Below are 20,946 nucleotides of genomic sequence, written 5' to 3'. Positions count from 1 at the left end.
TGAAAGCGCCGGGCTGAGAGGCAAGTTACGGATTCGGGTGACGGTATGAAGGTGAGCTGGGGACGGTGTCCGGGCTGCGCCTGGCCATGTGAGGCCGCGGTCCCTGCCGGTCGAAAGGCCGCCGACGTACGGACGGAGACCGTGAAGGGCTAGCTCGACTCCGACGTCCCCTTCGCCGCCTCCACCTGGGGCACTGGCCGGAACCGCGCCCAGCGTCCCAGACGGCCGTATCCTCCGCCTTCCGAGGCCAGGTCCGCCCCGCCCGGGCCATGCTCCACTTCGGCACCCTGATGTACGCCAAGTAACCGCCGTACGCCGAACGGCCCAGCGCCGGGCCTGTGCGCCGGAATACCTCCGCACCCTGTGATGCTCTGATGTGAACGGTGCACTCAGCGCGGCTGTGAAGGACGCGGGAGCACGGCGAAGGGCTGGTGGGCGATGACGGCAGACCAGACAGGCCCCGTGGTCAGGACGCCCCACGGGGCCGTACGCGGCCGGTACGAGAAGGGGATCGCGGTGTTCCGGGGCATTCCGTACGGCGCCCCGCCCGTCGGCCCCCGTCGGTTCCGGCCGCCCGAGCCGCCCGAGCCCTGGGACGGCGTACGCGACGCCGGCGCCTTCGGCCCGACCGCGCCGAAACCGCCGTACTCCGAGGCGTTCGCCCAGTACCTGTCCGACCCCGAGATCCCTGGCGACGACTTCCTCAACCTCAACGTATGGACCCCCGAGCCGGACCCCGCCGCCCGGCTCCCCGTCCTCCTCTGGATCCACGGCGGCGCCCTGACCAGGGGGTCCTCCGCCGTCACTGTCTACGACGGCAGTACCTTCGCCCGGGACGGCGTCGTCTGCGTCTCGATCAACTACCGGCTGGGCGTGGAGGGCTACGGACTCTTCCCCGACGCCCCGCCCAACCCCGGCCTGCGCGACCAGCTCGCCGCCCTGCGCTGGGTCCACGAGGCGATCGGCGCCTTCGGCGGCGACCCCGACCGGATCACCCTGTGCGGACAGTCGGCCGGCGCCATCAGCGCCGGGACCCTGCTCGCCGCGCCCCAGACCCGCGGCCTGATCCGGCGGGCGGTGCTGCAGAGCGGCCCACCCGAGGCCTCCGACCGCGACCGGGTACGGCGGATGGTGCGCCGTATGGCCGCCCGCCTGAAGATCCCTGCCACCGCCGAGGCCTTCGCCGCCGTCGACCGCGACCTGCTGCTGCGCACCCAGGCCGAAGTCGGCCGGCTCAGCAGCCCGGTGCTCGGCGGACCCGCCTTCGGGATCGTCGTCGACGACGACCTCGTCCCCCGCGACCCCCTCGAGGCCCTCATCGACGGCGATGCCGCCCCGGGCGTGGAGCTGCTGATGGGCTGGACCCGGGACGAGTACCGGCTGTGGCTGGTGCCCGGCGGACTGCTCGAACACGTCGACCGGCTCGGCCCTGTCTCCCTGGCGGGCGCCATGGCCCGCTGCCGCACCGGACACGAGGTGCCCCGCGGCTACCGTGCGCTGCACCCCGACGCGGGCACCGCCGAGATCGTCGGCCAGATGGTCACCGATCATCTGCTGCGCATCCCCCTGCACCGCCTCGCCGACTCCCGCCCGGGCGCCTCGTACCTCTACGAGTTCGCCTGGCCGTCCCGCCTCCCCTCCCTCGGCGCCTGCCACGCCCTGGAACTGGGCTTCGTCTTCGACTCCGGCGCCACACCCGAATCGAAGAAGCTGGCCGGCGAGGGCGCCCCGCAGGAGCTGTGCGATGCGATGCACGGCGCCTGGGTGCGGTTCGCGACGACCGGAGACCCCGGCTGGGAGCCCTGGGGCGCGTCCCATCCCGCACGGATCTTCGGTGACGGTATGCCATACACCTCATACGGCCCACGGGATGCGGAATTCGCCCTCTGGTCGACAGCCGCCACCGTCCCCGAACCCGCACCGGCCGCCGACCCCCGGCCTCCCGGAGCGGAACTGGCGGCAGCGGTACGACGCCTGCGCCGCTCGGTAGGCGCCAGACGCCGCTGACGGTGCCTCAAAAGCCAGAAAGGCAGGGGGCGAAGGGGGGCGCGACCAGCCACCGTGCGGAGCCGCAGTCGTCGTCCAAGGCCCGGCCCACCACGGCGATTTCGCGATCCTCACAAACCGGCGGCGGCGATCGCCGCGATGCCCTCCGGCCCCACCCGGCAGCACCCCCCGATCAACCGAGCGCCCGCCTCCCGCCACGCCCTGACCTGCCCGGCACTGAACGTCGTACTCCCGGTCCACGCCCGGGCCTCGGCATCCCAGGCCTCCCCGCTGTTCGGATAGACCACGACCGGCTTGCCGGTGATCCTGGAAGCGATTTCCACGGCGGGGACCACGTCCTGCGGCGCGCAGCAGTTCACGCCCACCGCGATCACCTCGTCCACGTCCGCGGTCAGGGCGAAGGCCTCCTCCAGGGGCTGCCCGGCGCGCGTGTGCCGACCGTCGACCGTGTACGACAGCCAGGCCGGCACCCCCAGCCCGCGCACCGCTCCGAGCAGCGCGGCGGCCTCGTCGGCGTCCGGCACCGTCTCCAGCGCGAGGACGTCCGGCGCGGCGGCGGCCAGCACTTCCATGCGCGGCCGGTGAAAGCGTTCCAGCTCGGCGACGCTCAGCCCGTACCGGCCCCGGTACTCGGAGCCGTCCGCGAGCATCGCCCCGTACGGTCCGACGGAGGCCGCCACCCACAGCGGCCGCTCGATGCCCGAGTCCTTGGCCTGCCGGGCCGCCTCGCGGGCGAGGTCCACGCTGAGTGCGAGCAGCCGCGCCGCGTCGTCGTGGCCGACACCCCGTCGCGCGAAGCCCTCGAAGGTGGCCTGGTAGCTGGCGGTGATGGCCACCTCGGCGCCCGCTCGGAAGTAGGCGAGATGTGCCCGGGTGATCGCTTCCGGGCGCTCGGCGAGCAGCCGCGCCGACCACAGTTCGTCGCTCAGGTCGTATCCGGCCGACTCCAGCTGGTTGGACATGCCGCCGTCGAGCACGACCGTCCTGGTGGCGAGGGCGTGGGCGAGGCTGGGGGAGGTGCTGCTGGTCATGTCACGACGCTAGTCGACCCCGAGCGCGGAAAGAGCTTTCCCTTCGCTCCCGTCGGACCCATTGACCTCGCAACGGCCCACCCTTACCTTTTCGGCGTTCGGGATAACAGATGATGTTCGAAATATCGAGCAATTACTCGTCGAGAGGCAGTCCGCATGAGCCGCGCCCACGACCTGCCCGACATTCCCAGCCGCAGACTGATGCTGAAGAGCGCCGCGCTGGCCGCGGGCGCCTTGGCCGGCGCTCCCGGCACGGCCCGGGCGGCGGCGGCCTCCACCCCCGACGCCGAGAAGACGGTTCCCTACAGCAATCCCCTGATCCGGCAGCGCGCCGACCCGCACATCACCCGGCACACCGACGGCCTCTACTACTTCACGGCCACGGTTCCCGAATACGACCGCATCATCCTGCGCCGCTCGCGCACGCTGAACGGCCTCGCCACAGCGGCCGAGTCGGTGATCTGGCGGGCCCACACCTCCGGGCCGATGAGCGCGCACATCTGGGCGCCCGAGCTGCACCGCATCGGCGGCAAGTGGTACATCTACTTCGCCTCGGCCCCCGCCGAGGACGTGTGGGCGATCCGCATCTGGGTGCTGGAGAACGCCAACCACGATCCGCTCCGGGGGACTTGGGTGGAACGAGGCCAGATCAGCACCGCCTGGGAGACCTTCTCCCTCGACGCCACCACGTTCGAGCACCGCGGCAACCGTTATCTGGTCTGGGCACAGCACGAGCCCGGCATGGACAACAACACCGCGCTGTGGATCTCGAAGATGGCCAACCCCTGGACACTGACCGGCCCCCAGGTGAGGCTCTCCACCCCCGAGTACGACTGGGAGTGCGTCGGATACAAGGTCAACGAGGGGCCGTACGCCCTGCGACGCAACGGCCGTGTCTTCCTCACCTACTCGGCCAGTGCCACCGACTGGCACTACTGCATGGGCCTGCTGACCGCCGACGCCGGCAGCGACCTGCTGGACGCCCGGAGCTGGTCCAAGTCACCCGTCCCGGTCTTCACCAGCAACGACACCACCCACCAGTACGGCCCCGGCCACAACTGCTTCACTCTCGCAGAGGACGGCCGCAGCGACGTCCTCGTCTATCACGCCCGCCAGTACAAGGAGATCACCGGAGACCCCCTGCACGACCCCAACCGGCACACCCGGATCCAGCGGCTCGGCTGGAAGCCCGACGGCACCCCGGACTTCGGCATCCCCGTCGCCGACACCTAGGCCTGCGACGGGGGTGCGAACCAGCAGTGGACGCACGGCATCTGAGCCGGGCTCAGGACAGCAGGTCGATGGCGTCGGCGGCCGTGCCCGCGCTGAGGTAGCCCGTGGTTCCCGAGCCGCTCACCACGTCGATCTTCAGCACGTTGTACTGGCTGGTGTCCGTCTGCCAGGCACTGGCCGGGACGCTGTAGCTGAAGGTGTGGTTGTTGCCCCGGTAGGAACCCACCGTGAGGGACCGGGTGCTCGGCTGGGTGGGCGGGGAGGGGATCGGCGACGTCCAGGCGCCGTTGACGGTGACCTGCGGCCGTCCGTTGGCGTAGGCCGTCGTCACGCCGATTCTCAGGGTGTGCGCGGTGGCGGCCTGGGCGGAGGTGAGCTTGAAGTAGATAAGCAGGCCGCTGTTGACGTCCTTCCACAGATAGCAGGGGAAGGCGGAGGTCTCGGAACCGCTTCCGATCACCACGTTGCCGGTCCAGGTGGCGGCCCGTACGTCCGAGGGATGCGCGTACGTCATCAGGTCGGCGTTCTTGAAACCGCTCGGCGTGCCGTCCCAGGTGCCGATCCGCCAGATCGCGCTTGCGTTGGACGGGTCGTTGGAGGAGGGGACGGCGAGGGTGTCGAGCATGGTCGTGGCGCCCGCGGAGACGGTCACCTGTGTGCTGTACACGGCCAACTCGCCCTTGTGGACGGTCAGCGTGTACGTACCCGGCAGGACCCTGGACACCGAGAAATAGCCGTCGGAAGCGCGTGCGGAACCCCAGTACTGCGCCGCCGAGTTGGCGAGGCCGACCGTGTACGCGTACGCCGTGTCCCGGCCGGTGATGCCGACGCCGGCGATCCGGCCCCGGCCGCTGTCGGGAACGTACCCGGAGATGCCGAGCGAGTCGGCCCACGGCGTGGTCAGGGTGCCGTGGTACAGCGCGGACGACGGCGTACCGCCGTCCGTGAAGGCGATGACGTACGGGCCCTGCAGGCCGTACCGCTCGGACTCGGTCTGGTTCTCGCCGTAGTAGAGGATTTCGTAGAGGCCGCCGCCGTCGGCGCCCTGGTGGCGCAGCAGCGAGCGGTAGAAGGGGCCGCCGGAGGCCTTCTCGTGGTTGCTGCGGACGATCCACAGTCCGACGCCGCCGGTGGTCCAGCCGGTGTAGTCGTAATCGACGACCCGCAGTTTCGAGTAGTGCTTGGAGCGGGTCTGGCCGTCGGGCTTCGCGAACACGTCGGAGGCCTCGACGGTGCTGGTGGTGTACGTGTAGGAGTCCGGTTCGTCGTTGAGGAACAGGCCCGCCTTCACGCGCACGATGTACCGGGTCGCCGTGACCGAGGAGTCGGCCTTGTCGGTCCACAGATAGATGTTGTTCTCGCCGCTGCGGGCCGCGTAGTAGTGCCGCAGGGTGCCGTGGGCGACGGAGACCAGGATGGTCGGGCCGGACCGGGCCAGGGTGACGGTGGAGGCGCCGAGACCGGATTCGACGTGGGAGTTCTTGCCGCCGTAGCCCTGGTACTCGGTGCCCCTGTACACCAGCGAGGTCAGGTCGCCGTTGGTCTTGCTGACCTTGAAGACGAGGTTCGCGCCGGTGTCGACGACGTAGTTCGAGCCGTCGTCGCTCCAGCCGAAGCCGGCCGCCGCCGCGGAGCCGGCGAGCGGGCCGGCGAGGGCCGCCGCACCGGCGGCGGCAGCGGTGCCGAGGACGAAAGCGCGGCGGGCCACCGCGCCGTTCGGGGATCCGGACATGGGGGTGCCTCCTTCGGGAGGTCCGGGGAGTGCGGGTGTCTGGCAGGGTGACAGTCGAACCGTCTTCGCGAAAGGGCTTTCGCGCGGGGGAAGTTGACGAATGAGTTATTTTTCTTCGAAGGCTAGAAAGCGCTTGTCCGAAGCGGTACGGTCCAGTCTCCGGACCTTGCCGACCGCCCGCCCGACGGCCCGAGGAGTACGAGTGAGACGTCTTGGCGCAGCACGCGGCGCCGTACTGACGGCGGTCACCCTGTGCGTCACCCTGGCGGCGGCCCCCACCCCGGCCCGGGCACACGGCGGACGGCCGTACGGCAACGCCGCATGCACCGACACCGCCTGTCACTTCGACGTCCCACCGGGCACGTACGACGTGACGGTCCGGCTCGGCGGCGGGACGGCGTCCAGCACGCGCATCACGGGAGAGACCCGCCGCACGCTGCTCCCGGAGACCGCCGTACCGGCCGGCGAACACCTCACCCGCAGCTTCACCGTCAACGTCCGTACCCCCGAGGGCGAGCCCACCGGCCCCGACGGAACCCCCGGCCTGGATCTGACCCTCGGCGGCTCCGCCCCCGCCCTCGCCGGCATCCGGCTCACCCCGGCCCGGCACGCCCGCCAGATCATCCTGATCGGCGACTCCACCGTCTGCGACCAGCCCGCCGACCCCTATTCCGGCTGGGGCCAGCAGCTGCCGCAGTATCTGCGCAAGGGCCTGTCCGTCGCCAACTACGCCGACTCCGGCGAGAGCACCGTCACCTATCTGGCGAACCCCCTGCTCTGGGGGACCGTCCAGCCGCTGATCCACCCCGGCGACCTCGTGCTCGTCCAGCTCGCCCACAACGACAAGACCACGGACGAGGCCACCTACCGGGCCAACCTGGAGACCCTCGTCACGGGCATCCGGGACCGGGGCGGCGAACCGGTGCTCGTCACCCCGATCGTCCGCCGCTGGTTCAACGCCGACGGCACCCTGAACAACGACACCGCCTTGCTGGTGAACGGTCTCGGCGTTGATCTGCCGGCCGTCATCCGTTCCGTCGCCACCGCCGCGCGCGTCCCCTTGATCGACCTCACGGCGAAGACGAAGACGCTGGTGGAGTCCCTCGGGCCGGAGGGCTCCAAGGCGATCTACCTCTACGACGAGAAGCGCGACAACACGCACACCTCCGTGCACGGCGCAACCGTCTACGCGGGCCTGGTGCGCGAGGGGCTGCTCGCCCTGCACCTGGTGCCCGAGGGTGCCGTGCGGATGGGATGAACCCCTGGGGCGTCCCGACCGGAACCGGGGCGCCCCAGGCCCCGCCAGGAAGGACGGCCACCGCCGTGATCGAACTGCCCGCCGACGACCGCGAGTCCAGCCCGTACACCGGTTACACCCGCGCCCACTGGGAGGCCGCCGCCGACGCCCTGCTGGTCGCCGTCGCGCCCTACGCCACCTCCGACCGCGCCCTCTACCACCTCCCCGGCGACCATGTGAGCCATGCGGGCCACCTCTCCGACGGTCTGGAGGGGTACGCCCGTACGCTGCTGCTGGCCGCCTTCCGCCGCGACGAGACCGCGCTCGGCCGCTATGCCGAGGGCCTCGCGACCGGGCCCGGCGGGGTGTGGCCGCGCATCGAGCACCGCAGCCAGCCGCTCGTCGAGGCCGCGTCCGTCGCCCTCGCGCTGCGGCTGACCCGGCCGCTGCTGTGGGACCGGCTCGACGACCGGGTGCGGCAGCGCACCGCCGACTGGCTGGCGGACGCGCTCAGCGCCGAACCCTGGCCGTGCAACTGGGAGTTGTTCCCCGTCACCGTCGGCGGCTTCCTCCAGGAGATCGGCCACCGGCCGGAAGCGGCCCGCAAGGCGATCGACCGCGGCCTGGAACGGATCGAGGGCTGGTACCTCGGCGACGGCTGGTACACCGACGGCGACGGCCGCAAGTTCGACTACTACAACGGCTGGGCGATGCACCTGTACACTGTCCTCCACGCGTGGCTGGCCGACGACAGGGAACTGCTCTCCGTGTACGGCCGACGGCTGTCACGTCATCTCGCCGACTACGCACGCCTGTTCGGCGGCGACGGTGCCCCCCTCCATCAGGGCCGCTCCCTGACCTACCGCTTCGCGACCACCGCCCCGCTCTGGCTCGGCGCGCTGGCCGGCCAGACCCCCCTCACCCCCGGCGAGACACGGCGCCTTGCCTCCGGCGCGCTGCGGTACTTCCTCGACGGCGGCGCGGTCGACGAGCGCGGTCTGCTCCCGCTGGGCTGGCTCGGCCCCGATGAGTCGCTGGTGCAGAACTACTCCGGCCCGGCCTCCCCGTACTGGGCCGGTAAGGGGTTCCTCGGGCTGCTGCTGCCGCCGGAGCACGAGGTGTGGACGGCGACCGAGGAACCGGGACCGGCCGAGCGCGCCGACGCGGTGCACTCCCTACCGGTCCCCAACTGGCTGTTGCAGTCCACGCGTTCGGACGGACTGGTGCGGCTGCACAACCACGGCAGCGACGACGTCCGCTACGACCCCTACTACACCCGGTTCGCCTACTCGACCGCGACCGTGCCCGACGTGTCGTACGACAACAGCGTGATCGTCGGCGGCGATCCGAGCCGGACGGAGATCGAGCCGCTCGGCACGGGCGAGGGGTGGATCGCGTCCCGGCACACCGTGCGCGACGGGATCACCGTCACCAGTCTGGTGGTCGCCGAGGGCGCGGTGGAGGTGCGTGCCCATCTCGTGGCCGGGGCCGAGCCCGGGACGCCGGTGCGGGTCACGGGATGGGCGGCACCGGACGGGCTCCGGGCCGAACTCCTGCCGGTGTGGGGCCTGTCGGCGGAGCTGACCGGAAAGACCGGGGTGGGCGAGGCCACGCTGTTCGTGGCGCTCGCCCGGCTCACCGGCGAGCCGGACGCCCGGCCGCTCGCAGACCTGGTGTCCGTGCGGGTGGAGGAGGACCACGAGGTGAGCGTCCGCTGGGCGTCCGGCGCGGAGAGCGCCTTCGCTCTCATGACTGCGGACGGCCGGCTCTCACGGCTTGAGGCGGGCGATGCTCAGGCTCGTCGTGGTGGGTGACGCACTGGTGAGAGCGGTCGCGCAGGACAGGGTGACGGGTGCGCAGGCCCAGGTGAGGGTGGTGGTTTCCGGTGGTGCGGTCCCGAGGCCGCGCACATTGTTCGCCGTATGCCGAAGCATTCCGTGCCTAGCGTGGCCTCATGACCGTACAGCCCACCGTGACGACGTTCGCCGAACTCCACCAGCGGCCCGGCGCGCCGTTGCTGTTGCCCAACGCCTGGGACCATGCCTCGGCGGCCGCGCTCGCCGCCCGGGGTTTCCCCGCGATCGGTACGACGAGCCTGGCCGTGGCGGCGGCCGCCGGTCTGCCCGACGGTGCGGGCGCGACCCGGGAGCACACGCTGAACCTCGCCCTGACCCTCGGCTCGGAGCCCTATCTGCTGTCCGTCGACGCCGAGGACGGCTTCGGCCGGGAGCCCGGCGAAGTGGCCGAGCTGGCCAGGGAGTTGTGGGCCGTGGGGGCGGCCGGGGTCAATCTGGAGGACGGGCTGGGGCCGAGCGACGGGTTCGCGGCGAAGATCGTCGCGGTGAAGGCTGCCGTGCCCGGCCTGTTCGTCAATGCCCGCACCGACACGTACTGGTCCGGTGACGGCGACGAGACGGAGACCCTGCGGCGGCTCGACGCATATCAACAGGCCGGGGCCGACGGGGTGTTCGTGCCCGGACTGAGTGACCCCCGGCGGATCGAGGCGCTCGTCCGGCGGCTCGACGTGCCCCTCAACATCCTCTACTCGCCCGCCGGGCCGACCGTCGCCCAGCTGGCTGACCTCGGCGTGCGCCGCGTCAGCCTGGGCTCGCTGCTCTACCGGCGGGCACTCGGTGCGGCCCTGGACGCGGCGGCCGACATCGCCGCAGGGCGCACTCCGGGCGGCGCCACGCCCACCTACGCCGAGGTCCGCGCACTGGAGCGCAGCGTGTCGGTGAGCAGGTCCGCGAACGCCACCGGATGATCGACCGCGCCCAGGTGTCCGCCGGGGAACTCCATGAACGCAGCGCCCAGTTGCCTGGCGAGCACCGTGGCGGTCCGGTGGAGCACCTGGCCGCGCGCGTCGACGCCGGCGGCGAGCGTGAGGCCGCCCGGGGCCGCGGTGAAGGACGGCAGATACGAGGTGAACGGGCGCAGTACGCACGCCAGGAAGACCCCGAACGCGGTGGCCGCTTCGCCCTCCGCGGGCGGGCCTCCGGCGCCGTCCAGCTGGCCGATCAGCTCGGCCCGCCGCTGCGCCCCGTCCGGCAGCACCGTCACGCACGGCGGTTCGTGCGCGACCACGTGCGCCAGCCGCTCGGGGTGCCGGGCGAGCAGGTCCAGGGCGGCGATGCCACCGGAGCTGGTCCCGAGTACGTACGCGGTGTCGCCCGCCGGAAGCACCGCTTCCAGCACCCGGTGCGCGCCCTCGCTCCAGTCCGCCACCCGCTGCTCGGGAACCGGCACGCCGAGCCGGCCGTGGGCGAGCCCGAGCGGGTCGTGCGTCACCACGGTGAAGTGCGCGGCCAGCCGCTCGGTCAGCGGCCCCAGCCCCATCGGATGTCCGGCCCCGCCCGGCAGGACCAGCAGCACGGGGCCATGGCCCGAAACGTCGTAGTGAAGCGGTTCAGTCATCTTTCCTCGTCTCCCGCGGCCAATGGGTGAGGGCCAGGTGCAGGGCGTCGATCGCCTTGTCCCAGGAGGCCTGTACGTCCCGGTCGGCGCCGAAGCCGCCGGCGGACTCCAGGGCGCAGTAACCGTGGAAGGTGCTGCGCAACAGGCGTACGGCATCCGTCAGGTCGGGCTCCTGAAGGCCGTAGGCGCGCAGCATGCCGTAGGTGATCTCGGCGGTGCGGCGCATCGCGGCGGAACCGGCGATCAGGGACTGGTCGATGCGGATCTGGGTGGCCGCGTACCGGCCGGGGTGCTCCAGGGCGTAGGCGCGGTAGGCACCGGCGAAGGCGGCCAGCGCGTCCTTGCCCGCGCGGCCGGCCACGGCCACGGCGATCCGGTCGATCAGCTCGCCGCCCGCGTGCAGCGCGAGCCGCGTGCGCAGGTCCGCAAGGCCCCGGACATGCGAGTACAGACTCGCGTCCTTCACACCGAAGCGGCGGGCCAGCGCGGTCAGGGTGACGTTCTCGAAGCCCGCCTCGTCGGCGAGTTCGGCGGCGGCCGCGACGACACGGTCCGCGGTGAGGCCCGCTCGGGCCATGGGAGCCTGCCTTTCTCGATCCTGAGCGATCCCGGAGTCTCGATTCCGGACTCTCGATTCCGGACTCTCGATCCTGGAGTCTGATCCTAGAGCCTCTAGGTTACAGGCTAGGTATACCAGGAAGTTGGCCTGAAGCCGTTCTGCAGCGTTCGGGCGCACGGTGTTTCCGGCCTGTTCGGGAACTCTCGGTGCGAGGTGGTGCCGTATGACGTCGACGACGGACACGAGGCCTGTGCGGCGGGCGCCGCTGTTCCCCCGGGCGGCGCCCCTGCCGGTGTCCGGTTACTGCCCGCCCCCCGGGCAGGTGGACGTCTGGCTGGTGCCGGTGTCACCCCATCAGTGCACCGAGGCCGAACGGTCGGCGCACCTCCTCGGTCCGGACGCGACGCGGCGTCTGGACCGGGGGGTGCACCCCCGGCTGCGCCCCCGCGTCCTGCTCGCCGAGGTCACCCTCCGGCTGCTGCTCGCCGCGTGCGCCGGACTGCCGCCGCAGCTGGTGCGCCCCGTGCGCGAGCGGTGCGCCGCGTGCCGTGGGCGGCACGGCAGACAGGTGCTGCCGGAAGTGCCGGGACTGCACTTCTCCACGGACCACACCGCCGAAACCGTTGTCTGCGCGCTGGCCGCCGCCCCCGTCGGGATCGCCGCCGAGGAGCGCGAGCCGTGGGACGCCGGACTGCTCGACGCCGACACCCTGGCGCCCCAGCTGCACCCGGCCGAACGGCTCGCCATCGCCGTCCAGCCGCCGCGCCGCCGCGGTGCCGCCCTCCTCAACTGCTGGACCCGCAAGGAGGCTTACCTGCGCGGCTCGCACAACGGTCTGGAGGCCGACCGCGGCACCATCTGCGTAGGCCCCGGCCCCGGGTACGGCACCCCGCTCGCCCGCGTCGACAGCTGGTCGCTGCTGCCGGTCCCCGCCGGAGCCGGCGTGTCGGCGGCCGTGGCCCTGCGCCGGGCCGGCGAACTGCCGCCGCGGGTCCGCACCTTCGGCGCCGACCTCACCGCGTGGCGGCACGCCGCGCCGCACCGGCCCGCGGAACTTTCCCGGCTTCCCTCCGGCTCGGAGAAGGGCAACTAGCCTGCCGGTAAACCTTTGTTCAAGTGGCAGGCGCCCCCGGCTTCCTTCGTCGCACTGAGGTTACGATCACGCGCGGACCGTGACACGCGGGTCGACTGGATCCACGGGGGTGTCAGAGCGTGTCGGTCCCGGTGCGCGTCGACGTACAGCGCGGTATGCCGGCGCACGGCGACTCGATGTCCCCCGCCGTCGAGCCATGTCGGTCGATGCAGGCCCTCGGGACCTGGAGACGGAGAGCATGACGCAAACGGGGGAGCAGGGCCCAGCGGTGTTCCGCGTGCTGGGCCCGCTGGAAGTGCGTACGGATGACCGGCCCCTGGAACTGGGGGGCCTCAGACAGCAGCGGCTGCTGGCCACGCTGCTGCTGGAACCGAACCGGGTCGTGCCGGCCTCGCATCTCGCCGAGGCCGTCTGGGACGAGGACCCGCCGGCCACTGCGGCCCAGCAGATCCGCAAGACCGTCGCCGAGCTGCGCCGCCGTATCCCCGGCGGCGCGGCACTCATCCGCACCGAGGGCGTCGGCTACCGCACCACGGTCGGCGACGACCAGCTGGACTCGCTGCGGTTCCGGGCCCTGTTGCGGCAGGCCCGGGACGGCCGGCGCGGCGACAGCGCGGGCACCGCCGCGCTCCTGGAGGAGGCGCTCGGCCTGTGGCGCGGCCCCGCCCTCGACGGGCTCGGCGGACTGGCCGTACAGAGCGCCGCGACCGCCCTCGACGACCAGCGCACCACGGCCGCCGAACAGCTCTACGCCATCCGGCTGGACCAGGGCGCCGGCTCCGAACTCGTCCCTGACCTGCGGCGGTTCGTGTCCGTCCATCCGCTGAACGAGCGGCTGCGCGGCCAGTTGATGCTCGCGCTGTACCGCTCGGCGCGGCAGGCCGAGGCCCTGGAGACCTACGCCGACATCCGCGGGCAGCTCGCCGACGAACTCGGTGTGGACCCCTCCACCGAACTCAGCGGCCTCTACGAGGACATCCTGCGCAACAGCCCCGCCCTCGGCCTGCGTTCCTCGCTGTCCGAGCAGGCCCGCGCCGACGCCTTCCGGCCGGCCCCCGTACCCGTCGGCGGACCGCCGAACTCCCTGCCGTACGACCTGCCCGGGTTCACCGGACGCCAGGAGGAACTGCGGCTGCTGGAGAAGTGGACCCACGACCAGAGCGGCGAACACCTCAAGATCGTCTCGCTGGAGGGGATGGGCGGCAGTGGCAAGACCGCGCTCGCCGTGCACTTCGCCCACCGCCTGCGCGAGCGCTACCCCGACGGCCAGCTCTACATCGACCTGGCCGGCTTCTCGCCCGGACGCGAACCCCTCGCCTCCGGAAGGGCGCTGGAGGTACTGCTGCGCACCCTCGGCATCCCCGGCGAACGCATCCCCGAGGACCCGCTGAGCCGGATCGCGCTCTGGCGGGTCACCACCGCCGGCCTGCGCCTCCTCGTCGTCCTCGACAACGCCGCCGACGCCGCCCAGGTCAGGCCGCTGCTGCCGTCCTCCGCGGACTCTCTCGTCCTGGTCACCAGCCGCAGCCGGCTCGCCGGCCTCGACGGGGTCGCCGCTCTCGCCGTGGGCGCGCTCACCCCCGAGGACTGCCGGGCACTGCTGGCCCGCACCCTCGGCGCCGAACGCCTCGCCGCCGACCCGGCCGCCGCCGAGGAACTGATCGGCCTGTGCGGGCGGCTGCCGCTCGCCCTGCGCATCGCCGCCGGACGGTTCGCCGACCGGCCCCGCTGGACCCTCGGCCACCTCGTGCGCAGGCTGCGCAACCGGGAGCGCACCCTTGCCGAACTCAGCCAGGGCGACCGCAGCGTCGAGTCCAGCATCGGGCTGTCGTACGACGCCATGCAGGCCGAGCGCAGGCGCGCCTTCCGCCTCCTCGGGCTCTTCCCCGGCGACGACCTCGACATCACCGCGGCCGCCGCCCTCCTCGGCGCCGACCACTACACCGCAGAGGAGCACCTGGAGGCGCTGGTCGACGTCAACCTGCTGGAGCAGCGCACCGAGGAGCGGTACGGCTTCCACGACCTGGTCCGCAGCTTCGTCCGGGTGCTGCCGGACGGGTCCACGCACGCCGAGGACCACGATGCCCGCCGCCGGCTGCTGCGGCACTACGGCGACACGGTGCACGCCGCCCAGCGGGTCCTGTACCGCAGGCAGGACGAGCGGGCCGGTGACGGTGACAGTCACACTGGCGGTGGCGGTGGCGGTGGCGGTGGCGGTGGCGGTGACGACGGCAGCTCGTGGCTCGCCGGGTTCGCCGGGTCCGCGCAGGCCGTCGACTGGTTCAACCGGGAACGCGGCAACCTCGTCGCGCTGCTCCGGCTCGCCTGCGACACCGGTCTGTCCCGGGAGGGGCTGTCCCTCGTCAGGCCGCTCGGCGCGTTTCTCGGAGTCAACGGCAACCTGCACGACCACCTGGAGGTGGCCGAGTGCGGGGTGGTCCTCGCCCGTGCGCTCGGCGAGACGGGGCCGCTGCTGGACAACCAGACCGAGCTGTGCATCGCGCTGTGGGGGCTGAGCCGCTACCGGGAGGGCATCGCCGTCCTGCGGCAGAACAGGGAACTGGCCCGGAGCGTGGGCAACGCCGAGATCGAGGCCATCTGCGTGCGCGGCATCGGCGTCTTCCTCGGCGAGCTGGGCGAGTACCGGCAGGGGCTCGAACTGCTGGAACTCGCCGAGGAGATGCACCGGGCGCTCGGCGATCCCCGCCGGGTCGGCATCGCTCTGTACAACATCAGCTGGACGAGCGGGGTCCTCGGCGACTACGAGCGGGCCGCCCGTACCGCGGACGAGGCCGTCGACCTGATGCGCGGCGCCGGGGACGAGGTCCTGGAGGTGGACGCGTTGCTCAACGTGGCCCACGCACAGGCCGGCCTCGGCCGGCTGGAGGCGGGCCTCGCGGCGCTGGCCCAGGCCGAGCACCTCGTCGCCCGGCACCGCACCCGGCCACGGCTGGCCCAGCTGGCCGCCCGCTCGGCCGAACTCCTCGCCTTCGCGGGCCGTCACCGGGAGGCACGGGAACACGTCATCCGGGCGCTGCGCCTGGACCGCATGGAGAGTTCGCCGTTCCTCTCCTCGCGTGTGCACACCGCCGCCGGACTGGTGTACCGGGTGTGCGGCGAGTTCGAGGCCGCGCTCGACCACTTCCAGGAGGCGTACACCCTGGCCAGCGGCATCGGCCGCCGCCTGGGGGAGGCGCTCGCCCTTCAGGGCCGGGCCGACGCGCACGAGGCCCTCGGCGACGCCGCCCGCGCCCGGACCGACCGGGAACTGGCCCGGGCTCACTTCGAGGCGATGGGGGTACCGCGGGGGTTGCTGAGGACTTGCTGACTGAGGGCTGACCAAGGGCTGGCTGAGGGCTGACTGCGGTCAGCCGCGGACGACCGATGCCGCGACGGTCGGCGATTTGTAGCCCATCCCGGGGTCGGCGACCACGCCGTACCCGGCCGGGGAGTGCCCGTGGGAGCCGGAGGCGAACGGCAGCACGGCGGCGACGGCCAGCAGGGCGATGACGGCACGCTTGAACACGGGTCCTCCTTGGGTCGGTGAACGGCGGGAGCACGGCCGGCGTACGGCCGGCTCGCCGGCGGGAACCCGAGTGGGGTCGCCCCGCGCCACGGCGGTACCGGCATCCGGGGCGCGGGGCCCCGGGCGCCGGTTCCAGCCATGGCCGGGCCCGGGTCGCTGCCACCACCCTCGCCGTGACCTGTTCCGAAGGCGTACCGGGAGCGCTCCGCTCCTCTTCCCGGCGCCGGAGCAGGAACGGAACAGGCCTTTCCCACACTGCCGGTATGCGCACAGACCCCGTCATCGCCCGAGAGACCAGCGCCCGAGAGACCAGCGCCCGAGAGACCAGCGCCCGAGAGACCAGCGCCCGGGAAACCGTGGCCCGCGAAGTCATCGCCCGCGAGCCCGAGCCGTTGCACCACCTCGTGCACCGGCCGGGCCCCGCGCTCGGCGCCCCCGCCACGGCCGGGCCGGTCCGCCAGGAGTTCGGCCTCGCCACCGTGCTGCCGCTGCCCTCACCGCCCTTCGCCGAGGGCACCGGCCCCTGCCACGATCCGTGCGTCCCCGTCGAGATCCTGCGCAAGATGGCCCTCTTCGTCGCGCACCAGCACTTCGACGTGCCGGCTCGCCGCGAGACCGCCTTCGCCGAGGCCACCCTCGCCCTCGACCCCGCCGACGCCTGGCGGCGCGGCGCCCTGCCCGCCCAGCTGGACCTCGACCTGAGCGTCGATCCCGTCGACGTCGTCGGCGGCGTGCCCCGCGGACTGGTGTGCCGGGCCGGACTGCGCGTGGCCGACGTCCCGTGCGGCACCGCGAGCGCCCGGCTGGTGTTCCTCACCCCGGGCGTGTACCGCCTGCGCCGCGCCCAGGGCCGCTCCCGGGCCCTGGGCGGACCGGATGAGCTGGATGAGCTGGACGGGCTGGATCGGCTGGAAGGGCTGGAGGGAGCGGGTTCCCCGGTCGGTCCGGGGGACGTGGCCCGTACCGACCCCCGCGACGTGCTGCTGACCGGCGCACGGCACACCACGGACACGCTGGTCGCATACGTCCGCCCGCACCCCGGCCTCCTGCTGGGCCACATCCACGGCGTCGGCGACCATCTGCCCTCCCTGGTGCTGATGGAGGCCACCCGCCAGGCCGCCGTGCTCTTCGCACAGCGGGAGCGCGCGGTGCCCGCCGGTTCCTGCGTGCTGACGGAGTGGCAGGCCCGCTTCCATGGGTTCGCCGAACCCGACCTGCCCCTCCGGCTCGACCTGCGGGCTCGTCCCCGCGCCCCGCACCGGGCACCGGACGGACACCCCGCGCTGCTCGTCGACGTCCAGCTCACCCAGCGCACCCACCAGGTGGGGCACATCCGCATGACCGTCGTCCGGGACGGGTGAGCGCGGCCCGCAGGAGGGTCGCCGCGCACGGCCGGGCCATGGGACAACGCGCCGGAGAACGCGCCGGAGAAGAACGAGGAGACGGGGGACATGAATCGCTACCGCCTGCTGGGGCCGTTGGAGGCCGAACCGGCCACGCCGACGGCCGGAAAGGTCCGCACGGTGTTCGCCACCCTGCTGCTGCGCGCCCGGGAGGTCGTGCCCAGCAGCACCCTGATCGACGAGGTGTGGCCCGACGAGCCGCCCCGCTCGGCGTCCGGTGTGCTCCAGGTGTACGTCTCCCAGCTGCGCACCCTTCTGCTGCCGCCGGAACCCGGCTCCACGGTCCGGCCGTTGGTCCACGTACCGCCCGGCTACCGCCTGGACAGCGCGCCCGGCGACACCGACCTGGAGGTCTTCGCCCGGCTCGCCGAGCAGGGCCAGCAGGCGTACGACGCCGAGGACTTCACCGCCGCCGCCGACCGGCTCGGCCAGGCCCTCGCGCTGTGGCGCGGCCCGGCCTTCTCCGGGGTCCCGCAGGGTCCGCTGCTGTCCGCGGCGGCCGTACGGCTGGAGGAACAGCGGCTGACCGTGCTGGAGCGCCGGATCGCCGCCGAACTCCGGCTCGGCCGGCATGCCGCGCTGGTCGGCGAACTCCTCGCGCTCACCACGGAACACCCCTACCGCGAGATCTTCCACGCCCATCTGATGGTCGCCCTCTACCGCTGCGGGCGGCCCGGGGAGGCGCTGCACCGCTACGACCGGCTGCGCCACCTGCTCGCCGACGAACTCGGCACCGACCCCGGGCCCGGGCTGAGCCGGCTGTACCAGCGGATCCTGAAGGCCGACCCGGCGCTGCTCGCCACCCCGGCGGCGGACCGGGGCCCCGGCAACCGGCCCCGACTGCCGGATCGGGCATGGGAGTTCGTCGGCCGGGAGCGGCTGCTGACGGAGGCGGGTGCGCTGCTCACCGACCGTACCCGCTCCGGCCCGGCCGTGGTCCTGCTCACCGGGATGACCGGCGTGGGCAAGACGGCCGCAGCCCTCGAACTCGCGCACCGGCACGGGGGCGCGTTCCCCGGCGGTGCGGTGTTCGCGTCGGCCATGGCGGAGGAGGACCGCCCCGGTCGCGCCCTGCGAGCGATCTTGCGCGGCCTCGGCCCCGGCGCGGCCGACGGTGCGGGCGCGGATGTACGGCACCGGGTCGCGGAGGCGCTGCGCGCGCCGCGCCGCCTGCTGGTCCTGGACGGCCTCAACGGCCCCGACGCGGAAGCGGAACTCGCCGCCGTCACCGGCCTCCTCGCCGCCAACACCCTCCTGGTGACCACCCGCCACACCCTCACCGGCCCCGACGGAACCCATCGCCTCACGGTGGACCCCCTCCGCCCGGCGGAAGCGGAACGCCTGCTGCGGACGGTACTCAGCCCGGAGGCCGCAGCGGCCATGACGGAGAGCGCCCCGGCCCGTTCCGGTGGCGGCGCGTCCGGCGGTACGACGCGCCACGCCGGACCGGCCTCCGAAGACGCCTCTGCAGGTGCCTTGGCCCAGGTCGGCTCGGACTCTCTATCCGCGATGGGTTCCACCGAATTCGGTTCCGGGGATCCCGCGGTGTGCACCGGGCCGGGTTCCTCGCCTGCGGCAGGCTCCCGCAGACTCGGCCCAGGAACCTTCGCGGCCGACGCCGCGCGCGCTCCCGGATCCAGCGGCGTCGACGGCGAAGGGCTGGGGAGCGGCGCCGAGGTGGGACCGGGAGTCGTCGGCGCCGCGACCGGACCCGGAGCCGCCGATACCAGGGCAGGCATCGGAGCTACAGACTCCGAGCCGGGCCCCGGAGCCGCCGATGTCGGGGCCGGGATGGGAGTTGCTGATGCTCAGCCCGGACCGGGAGTCGTTGTCACCGGTGCTCGGCCCGGAGTTGCCGATGCTGGGTGCGGCTCCGGAGTTGGTGGTGCCGAGCGCGCGTCTGGAGTCGTCGTTACCGATGCCCGCCCCGGAGTTGCCGATGCTGGGCTCAGCCCCAGAGTCCGTGTCGCCGAGCCCGCACCCGGAGTCATGGACGCCGAGCCCGCACCCGGAGCTGCCGAAGCCGAGCCCGCGCCCGCAGCACCCGAAGCCGATCCCGGATCAGTAGCAGCCCCCGATGCCGAGGCCGGACCGGTAGCCCCCGATGCCGAGCCCGCACCCGTAGCCTCCGATGCCGAAGCCCTGCGGGAAGTCGTACGTGCCTGTGGGGGACTGCCCGTTGCCGTGCGGGCCGCTGGGGTGCGGCTGGTAGAGCGGCCGCACTGGACCCCGCGGACTCTCGCCGACGCGCTCGCGGAGCCCGGCGCCCTGCTCGACCTGCCCACCCGGGAACCGGACGCCCCCGATCTCAGGGCCCGTCTGCTCGGCGCCTGCCGGCCGCTGTCGGCTCCGGCCCGCCGGGCCTTCCGGCTCACCGCGCTCGCCCCGCGCCAGGGATTCCCGCTGTGGACGCTGGCCGCCCTGCTCGGCACCGACCCCGTCCGCGCCGCCGGCGCCGCCGCCGAACTCACCGCCGTCCACCTGCTGACGCCCCATCGGCCGGACGGCGCGGCCGAGCCGTGGTACGGCTGCCATCCGCTGCCACGCGCCCTGGCGCTGGACCTGTTGCACACCGAGGAGACGGCGCAGAGCCGCAGGTCCGCCGTACGGGGGCTGGCCACCGCCAGCGCGGCGATCGCCCGCCACGCCGACCGCCTGCTCGCACCGGGCCGTGGACCGGCGGACGAGCCCGCGCCGGAGGCGGCGCCCGGCTGGCTGGACCCGGCCCGGATCGTCGCGGGTGACCCGGCGGCCTGGTTCGCCGCGGCCCTGCCCGGCCTGACCGGTGCCGCCGCACACGCCCACGCCGCCCGGCTGTGGCCCGAGGTGTGGCGGCTGGCGAACGCGGCGAGCGGCTATCTGGAGGCCGTCGGACACTGGGACGCCTGGGCGGAACTGCTGCGCGCGGCCCGGGACGCCGGGCGCCGCGCCCGCCGCCCCGACGTGCTCGCCGGGGTCGAGCGCTCGCTCGGCGACCTGGCCTGGCAGCGCCGCCGTATCGAGGAAGCCGCCGCGCACTACCGGCAGGCCCTCGCGTACGCGGACCTCGCCGCCGGGGGCACCGAGGCGGGCCGGGCCCTGGTGGGGCTCGCCGACAGTGCGCTGAGCGTGGGGGACCTGGCCGGTGCCGAGGCACTGTACCGGCGGGCGCTGCGTCCCGTGGGGCCGGACGGGACCACCGGGGGCGACGAGCGCAGCCGTACCGACGCGCTGCGCGGCCTCGCCCTCACCGACCTGGCCGCGGGGCGGCTGCCGGAGGCGCTGCGGGGGTTCACCCGTTTCACGGAGGCGGCCGAGCGGCTCGGCGACGCCCGCTGGCTCGACTACGGCCACCGCACCGCCCGCCGCATCCTGCGCGACCTCACCGCCGCCGAACACACCCAGTACGCCGAACACACCCAGTACGCCGAACACGCCGAGCCGCCCGCGGAACCGCCCGCGCTGGAGGCCCGCCCCGGGGTCTGGCTCATCAGGGAACCCGTACCGGGCTGACCCCGGCCCGCACCGAACTCCCTCTCCTCGTCTCCCGCGATGAAGCCGGTCTGAAGCAGCCCCCGGCAGCGTGTCCGACCGGTCGCCCGTCCCTGCGGCGGGCGGCGCACCGCATCGCGGTTGACCGCCCCACCGGACAGCGCCCGACCGGACAGCGCCCACCGGACAGCGCCCACCGGACAGTGAACCGAGACACCGGGACCACGAAGGTGACCTGAA

General features: G+C 73.3%; 14 protein-coding genes. 9 read left to right on the top strand and 5 right to left on the bottom strand.

Translation table 11 applies throughout. The annotated features are described in order from the left end of the window. Window positions 1–438: 438 nt before the first annotated feature. Window positions 439–2,007, top strand: a complete 1,569-nt coding sequence (locus AB0L75_RS02310) for a carboxylesterase family protein (RefSeq protein ID WP_365174138.1) — start codon at window positions 439–441, stop codon at window positions 2,005–2,007. Window positions 2,008–2,117: 110 nt separating this feature from the next. Here AB0L75_RS02310 and mmuM read toward each other — a convergent pair whose 3' ends face one another. After that, window positions 2,118–3,038: a homocysteine S-methyltransferase gene (gene mmuM / locus AB0L75_RS02305; RefSeq protein ID WP_365174135.1), complete on the bottom strand. Its 921-nt coding sequence runs from the start codon at window positions 3,036–3,038 to the stop codon at window positions 2,118–2,120. Window positions 3,039–3,194: 156 nt separating this feature from the next. On the opposite strand from mmuM, the gene AB0L75_RS02300 reads away from it, so the two are divergent. Next, on the top strand, window positions 3,195–4,271 hold the full coding sequence (locus AB0L75_RS02300; protein ID WP_365174133.1) for a glycoside hydrolase family 43 protein: 1,077 nt from the start codon (window positions 3,195–3,197) through the stop codon (window positions 4,269–4,271). 52 nt (window positions 4,272–4,323) lie between these two features. Here the strand turns inward: AB0L75_RS02300 and AB0L75_RS02295 are convergent, their stop codons facing one another. After that, complete coding sequence (locus tag AB0L75_RS02295; RefSeq protein ID WP_365174131.1) at window positions 4,324–6,003, bottom strand: rhamnogalacturonan lyase B N-terminal domain-containing protein; 1,680 nt, start codon at window positions 6,001–6,003, stop codon at window positions 4,324–4,326. Window positions 6,004–6,205: 202 nt separating this feature from the next. Between AB0L75_RS02295 and AB0L75_RS02290 the strand changes: the two genes are divergently transcribed. From AB0L75_RS02290 to AB0L75_RS02280, 3 genes are all read left to right on the top strand, one after another. Next, window positions 6,206–7,261 (top strand): rhamnogalacturonan acetylesterase, encoded by a 1,056-nt coding sequence (locus tag AB0L75_RS02290; RefSeq protein WP_365174128.1) that lies wholly within the window; start codon window positions 6,206–6,208, stop codon window positions 7,259–7,261. Between the two features lie 68 nt (window positions 7,262–7,329). Beyond that, the gene (locus AB0L75_RS02285; protein ID WP_365174866.1) at window positions 7,330–9,054 is read left to right on the top strand and encodes a DUF2264 domain-containing protein; all 1,725 of its coding nucleotides are present in this window, start codon (window positions 7,330–7,332) and stop codon (window positions 9,052–9,054) included. Window positions 9,055–9,194: 140 nt separating this feature from the next. Continuing rightward, window positions 9,195–10,004, top strand: a complete 810-nt coding sequence (locus tag AB0L75_RS02280; RefSeq protein WP_365174126.1) for an isocitrate lyase/phosphoenolpyruvate mutase family protein — start codon at window positions 9,195–9,197, stop codon at window positions 10,002–10,004. On the opposite strand, the gene AB0L75_RS02275 is transcribed toward AB0L75_RS02280, so the two are convergent. Both AB0L75_RS02275 and AB0L75_RS02270 read right to left on the bottom strand, forming a co-directional pair. Then, window positions 9,938–10,654: an alpha/beta hydrolase gene (locus AB0L75_RS02275; protein WP_365174123.1), complete on the bottom strand. Its 717-nt coding sequence runs from the start codon at window positions 10,652–10,654 to the stop codon at window positions 9,938–9,940. The genes AB0L75_RS02280 and AB0L75_RS02275 overlap by 67 nt on opposite strands. Then, window positions 10,647–11,231, bottom strand: a complete 585-nt coding sequence (locus AB0L75_RS02270; protein ID WP_365174120.1) for a TetR-like C-terminal domain-containing protein — start codon at window positions 11,229–11,231, stop codon at window positions 10,647–10,649. Before AB0L75_RS02270 ends, AB0L75_RS02275 begins: the two co-directional genes overlap by 8 nt. A gap of 205 nt (window positions 11,232–11,436) precedes the next feature. Here AB0L75_RS02270 and AB0L75_RS02265 point away from each other — a divergent pair, with 205 nt between their 5' ends. Both AB0L75_RS02265 and AB0L75_RS02260 read left to right on the top strand, forming a co-directional pair. After that, entirely contained in the window at window positions 11,437–12,306 is an 870-nt protein-coding gene (locus AB0L75_RS02265) for a 4-phosphopantetheinyl transferase (RefSeq protein ID WP_365174117.1), read from the top strand. Between the two features lie 238 nt (window positions 12,307–12,544). Next, window positions 12,545–15,634 carry a BTAD domain-containing putative transcriptional regulator gene (locus AB0L75_RS02260; protein ID WP_365174114.1) on the top strand — a complete coding sequence of 1,030 codons (3,090 nt, stop codon included), beginning with the start codon at window positions 12,545–12,547 and terminating at the stop codon, window positions 15,632–15,634. 39 nt (window positions 15,635–15,673) lie between these two features. On the opposite strand, the gene AB0L75_RS02255 is transcribed toward AB0L75_RS02260, so the two are convergent. Next, complete coding sequence (locus AB0L75_RS02255) at window positions 15,674–15,832, bottom strand: hypothetical protein (protein ID WP_365174112.1); 159 nt, start codon at window positions 15,830–15,832, stop codon at window positions 15,674–15,676. 263 nt (window positions 15,833–16,095) lie between these two features. Between AB0L75_RS02255 and AB0L75_RS02250 the strand changes: the two genes are divergently transcribed. Next, window positions 16,096–17,193 (top strand): AfsA-related hotdog domain-containing protein, encoded by a 1,098-nt coding sequence (locus tag AB0L75_RS02250; RefSeq protein WP_365174109.1) that lies wholly within the window; start codon window positions 16,096–16,098, stop codon window positions 17,191–17,193. A gap of 90 nt (window positions 17,194–17,283) precedes the next feature. Then, window positions 17,284–20,727, top strand: a complete 3,444-nt coding sequence (locus tag AB0L75_RS02245; protein ID WP_365174107.1) for a BTAD domain-containing putative transcriptional regulator — start codon at window positions 17,284–17,286, stop codon at window positions 20,725–20,727. Window positions 20,728–20,946 lie beyond the last annotated feature (219 nt).

The sequence above is a fragment of the Streptomyces sp. NPDC052101 genome, assembly GCF_040680235.1.
Classification (GTDB): Bacteria; Actinomycetota; Actinomycetes; order Streptomycetales; family Streptomycetaceae; genus Streptomyces.
Note: the sequence above shows the minus strand (reverse complement) of the source record. Positions and strands in the feature narration are given on the sequence as shown.